Below are 4226 nucleotides of genomic sequence, written 5' to 3'. Positions count from 1 at the left end.
TCTTCTTCTTTCTTTGTGTCCTAAAACGCTATCGCGTTTCGCTTCGCTATCGCGTCTATGCGCTGCGCGCACGCACTCGCGTTCGCGGTTAAATAAGGGGTCTCATGGAAGCAGATTTTGTATTACACAACGATACTAAATAGTAGATGGTGCGTTACGCGATCGCTAACGCACCCTACATATAGAAACTTCCGTTTAAGGGGCAGGCAGTCAAAAACCAAACAGGGAAAGGGTTTAGGACTTATTGGAGAGGTCTATTGTGTTTTTCAGCGACTCTTGCCCGATAGTCTGCATCAGTACCGGACATCATTAATTGACGGGATCGGGCCTGGGCGGTCAAGGCGTACAATCGACTTCAAGGGTTGGGTTTGAAGGATTAAGATCGCCTTGCCCGTCCTACATTTCTGCTTAATTTGTTGAAAAAACATGAACGCAGCGAAAGACCACTATGACCGGCAACTTGCTTCGGTTTACAGTTGGATGGCGGGTACTCCAGAAGCAGCATTCCAACGCAATCGCGATCTTTTTCGCCAGCTTGCAATCGATTCAACTCCGCGAGGATTGGCTGTTGATTTAGGAGCGGGATCGGGATTTCAATCCATTCCATTAGCCGAGTTGGGGTTCTCAGTCGTTGCTGTCGATTTTTGTGCGGCCCTGTTGTCTGAATTGCGCGATCGCTTAAAAGCCTAAAACCTTATCCGCGCCCAGAATTAAACTTGGGATATCGTTGTTTTCCACTGCCAACTGCGCGCCCGGTCGCAGGGAATTCGCATCAATACCAACTGCTTCCGCACATACCGGGCAAACCCTCACTGTACCGCCTGCGCTTAAAAAGTCTTGGTAGAGCTCTGCCAGTGTCATATTTTTCTTTCCCCATCGTAAATCGAGCGGTTGTGTGACATCGACAATGCGCACGCCCTCTAAGGTGAGAAGTAGGGTCACTTGCGCCCCTTGCTTCTGCAAATTGGAAGCCAGTTTAAGAGCCATGAAGACGGCATGGAGATCGTCAGTCCCGTGCGTGAGATGTACGACGATCTTCTGGTTATTCGCGCTCGGTACGGGCGTTGCTGGATTTTGATGCTGAGCAGAGACTGACGATTGAGAAACCAAAATAGTTAAGGCTGGCGTTCCTAACAGCACAATTGCTCCGACGGTAATTCCAACCCCTATCTTTGGCACGCGATTTTTTTTCATGGCTCAATCGTCAAAAACAAAGAACTCATCACAAGCTTTATAAGCCGTTCCTCGATTTGTCAAAAGACGGGCTGTCAAAGTCATCTTCCGCTGGGGCAATCCTAAAGAAAATCTGTAATTTCTAAAAGTTTGACTTCCGGTCTTTAGCTCGAACCCACAGAAATTTGTTACAAGCAATAACGTTAGGCGACATTTCTTGATAAATAAAACTCTGGGTGAGGCATTAGCTATGGATTTTCTGACGAACTCCGTGGTTTTGTCGCGGATGCAATTTGCTCTAACTGCAATTTTTCATATGCTTTGGCCCGTCCTCACGACAGGGATGGCCATTTACCTAGTAATTGTCGAAGGACTGTGGCTGAAAACCAAGAATCCCGATTACTATCGTCACGCGCGATTTTGGTCGAAGTTGTACGTTCTTAATTTTGGCATTGGGGTTGCATCCGGACTGCCGATGGAATTTCAGTTCGGCACCAACTGGGCCCCCTTTTCCGAGGCGGTGGGCGATTTCTTTGGCAGTATTTTAGGTTTTGAAGCGTCGATGGCCTTTATGTTGGAGGCCGGTTTTTTGGGCATTATGCTCTTTGGATGGGAGCGAGTGCCGCCCCCCATTCACTACCTGGCAACGATTATGGTTGCTTTTGGCGCAAATTTATCGACGTTTTGGATTTTAGTTGCGAATTCTTGGCTGCAAACTCCGGCGGGTGGGACGTTTGTTAACGGCAAGTTTGTGGTGAGCGACTACTTCCAGGCCATTTTCAATCCCTTCATGGTCAATAGCGTCCTCCATATGTTTTTTGCCACCTTGGAGACTTCGCTGTTTGTCATCGGTGGAATCAGCGCTTGGTATATTCTCAATCGCCGTCACGAGGCATTTTTTGCCAAGTCGTTCAAGATCGTTCTCGCCGCCGCGATCGCGGTAGCCCCGTTACAAATCTTCATCGGCCATCTGAGTGCCGAACAAGTCTATCGCTATCAACCCACAAAACTGGCCGCGATCGAGGCGCAGTGGGAAACCCTTCCCGCCGGACAATCGGCCGATTGGAGTCTGGTAGCCATTCCCAACGAAAAAAGCGAACGCAATGATTGGGAAATCAAAGTTCCCAAAGCCTTAAGTTACATTCTGGAACTCAAACCGACCCTTTCCGAACCCGTGCGCGGACTCAAGGAATGGCAACCGGAAAATCGTCCTCGCATGGTGGGATTGATTTACTACTCGTTCCGGATCATGAGCGGTATTGGGTTCTTTTTAGCGGGTTTGATGCTTTTAAGCGTCGTTCGATGGTTGCGCGGGAAACTTACTGCCGATGGGATCGCACAACAAAAATGGCTCCTCATCGGTTGGATTTTCTCCGCACCGCTCGGTTACATCGCCGTGGAAGCGGGTTGGATCGTGCGTTGCGTGGGACGACAACCTTGGACGGTTTACGGCGAACTGCGCACGGCGGATGCAGCTTCCCAGTTGCCGGCCGGGGAGGTGCTGGCATCTTTAACTGGGTTTGTGGTTCTCTATACCCTCCTATTGATTGCTGCCCTCTATTTTGGCAGCCGCATCATTCGCCGAGGGCCGAATCTGGAGTTGCCGATCCCCAAAGAAGCCGTGCAACCCACGCTGGATACGACTCCCGCCCAACACGAACCCGACCGCCGTCCGGTCGAAGCGCAGCAATAGGAGAACGATATGGACGCATTAGAACATTTCTTGCCTCAAGTTTGGTTTGTGATTCTCGGGCTATTTCTGTTTCTTTATATCCTGCTCGACGGATTCGATTTGGGCATTGGCATCCTTTCTCTCACGGCATCAACGGAAGAGCGTCGCAGCATTCTGATGACCAGCTTGGGCAATGTCTGGGATGCGAATGAAACTTGGTTGGTGTTGATGGGAGGCGCTTTATTCGGGGCGTTTCCCCTCGCCTACGCTACAATTCTCAATGCCTTGTATATCCCGGCTGTCGTGATGATCGTCGGACTGATTTTGCGGGCTGTTGCCTTTGAGTTTCGGGAGAATGCCGATCGCAAATTCTTTTGGAACCTGGCTTTTGGTGCGGGAAGTTTCCTGGCTGCTTTGGGTCAGGGATTTGCCCTCGGTACGGTGTTTGAAGGGATCGCCGTAGATGAGGCCGGACATTTTATCGGTGGGATGTGGGATTGGCTGAGTTGGCGATCGCTTTTGGTCGCGTTAACCTTAATTCAAGGGTACGTGCTGATTGGCTCTACTTACCTGGTGATGAAAACCACTGGCGAATTGCAACAAACTCACTACAAGACGGCGAAACTGGCTGCTTGGACGACGCTAATTGGCGCAGTTTTTATTACGGTCAGCACGCCCATTTTCTCCGAACAGGCGCGATCGCGCTTGTTTGAAACCCCGCAACTTTGCTTCTTTGCTGCGATTCCCGTCCTCGGCGGACTGTTGATTGGGTTCCTGTTGCAAAGTCTCAATCGTCAGGAAGAACGAGCGCCTTTCGTCTGGACGATGCTGATTTTTTTGCTCTCCTTTCTCGGTTTGGGGCTAGTGATTTTTCCCTACATCATCCCGCCCAAAATTACCATTTACCAAGCGGCTGCATCCCCCAGCGCTTTGGTATTCATGATTGTCTTTATCGGGTTTTTGATTCCGATAATGTTGTTTTACAACATCTATAATTACGTGGTCTTTCGCGGGAAAGTGACCGGAGGGCATTAAGTCCCCGGACATCATGATTTACGCTATCAATTCAGGCGCGGGCAAGGCGTATAATTATCCTCTGGATTGGGTTTGAAGGATTAAGATCGCCTTGCCCGTCCTACATTTCTGCTGAATTTGTTGAAAAAATGGGTAGGGGCAAAGAATTCTGGCAAAAATTTATGAAATCAGGACTTATCCAAATCCATCTCGACAACCCCTTTTATCTTCTTCTTCTTTCTTTGTGTCCTAAAACGCTATCGCGTTTCGCTTCGCTATCGCGTCTATGCGCTGCGCGCACGCACTCGCGTTCGCGGTTAAATAAGGGGTCTCATGGAAGCAGATTTTGTATTACACAACGATACTA

General features: G+C 49.5%; 4 protein-coding genes. 3 read left to right on the top strand and 1 reads right to left on the bottom strand.

Annotated elements, in window-relative coordinates; translation table 11 throughout:
* The first annotated feature begins 426 nt into the window (after window positions 1-426).
* The gene (locus tag ACE1CM_RS15265) at window positions 427-690 is read left to right on the top strand and encodes a hypothetical protein (RefSeq protein ID WP_374878366.1); all 264 of its coding nucleotides are present in this window, start codon (window positions 427-429) and stop codon (window positions 688-690) included.
* On the opposite strand, the gene ACE1CM_RS15260 is transcribed toward ACE1CM_RS15265, so the two are convergent.
* Window positions 679-1194 carry a DsrE family protein gene (locus ACE1CM_RS15260; protein WP_374878365.1) on the bottom strand — a complete coding sequence of 172 codons (516 nt, stop codon included), beginning with the start codon at window positions 1192-1194 and terminating at the stop codon, window positions 679-681. The two genes, ACE1CM_RS15265 and ACE1CM_RS15260, sit on opposite strands and share 12 nt — an antisense overlap.
* 229 nt (window positions 1195-1423) lie before the next feature.
* Here ACE1CM_RS15260 and ACE1CM_RS15255 point away from each other — a divergent pair, with 229 nt between their 5' ends.
* The gene (locus ACE1CM_RS15255; RefSeq protein ID WP_374878364.1) at window positions 1424-2866 is read left to right on the top strand and encodes a cytochrome ubiquinol oxidase subunit I; all 1443 of its coding nucleotides are present in this window, start codon (window positions 1424-1426) and stop codon (window positions 2864-2866) included.
* Between the two features lie 9 nt (window positions 2867-2875).
* Window positions 2876-3880 carry a cytochrome d ubiquinol oxidase subunit II gene (cydB, locus tag ACE1CM_RS15250; protein ID WP_374878363.1) on the top strand — a complete coding sequence of 335 codons (1005 nt, stop codon included), beginning with the start codon at window positions 2876-2878 and terminating at the stop codon, window positions 3878-3880.
* Window positions 3881-4226: the final 346 nt, after the last annotated feature.

This window comes from Microseira sp. BLCC-F43, from assembly GCF_041929235.1.
In the GTDB taxonomy this organism is placed as follows: Bacteria; Cyanobacteriota; Cyanobacteriia; order Cyanobacteriales; family Aerosakkonemataceae; genus Microseira.
Note: the sequence above shows the minus strand (reverse complement) of the source record. Positions and strands in the feature narration are given on the sequence as shown.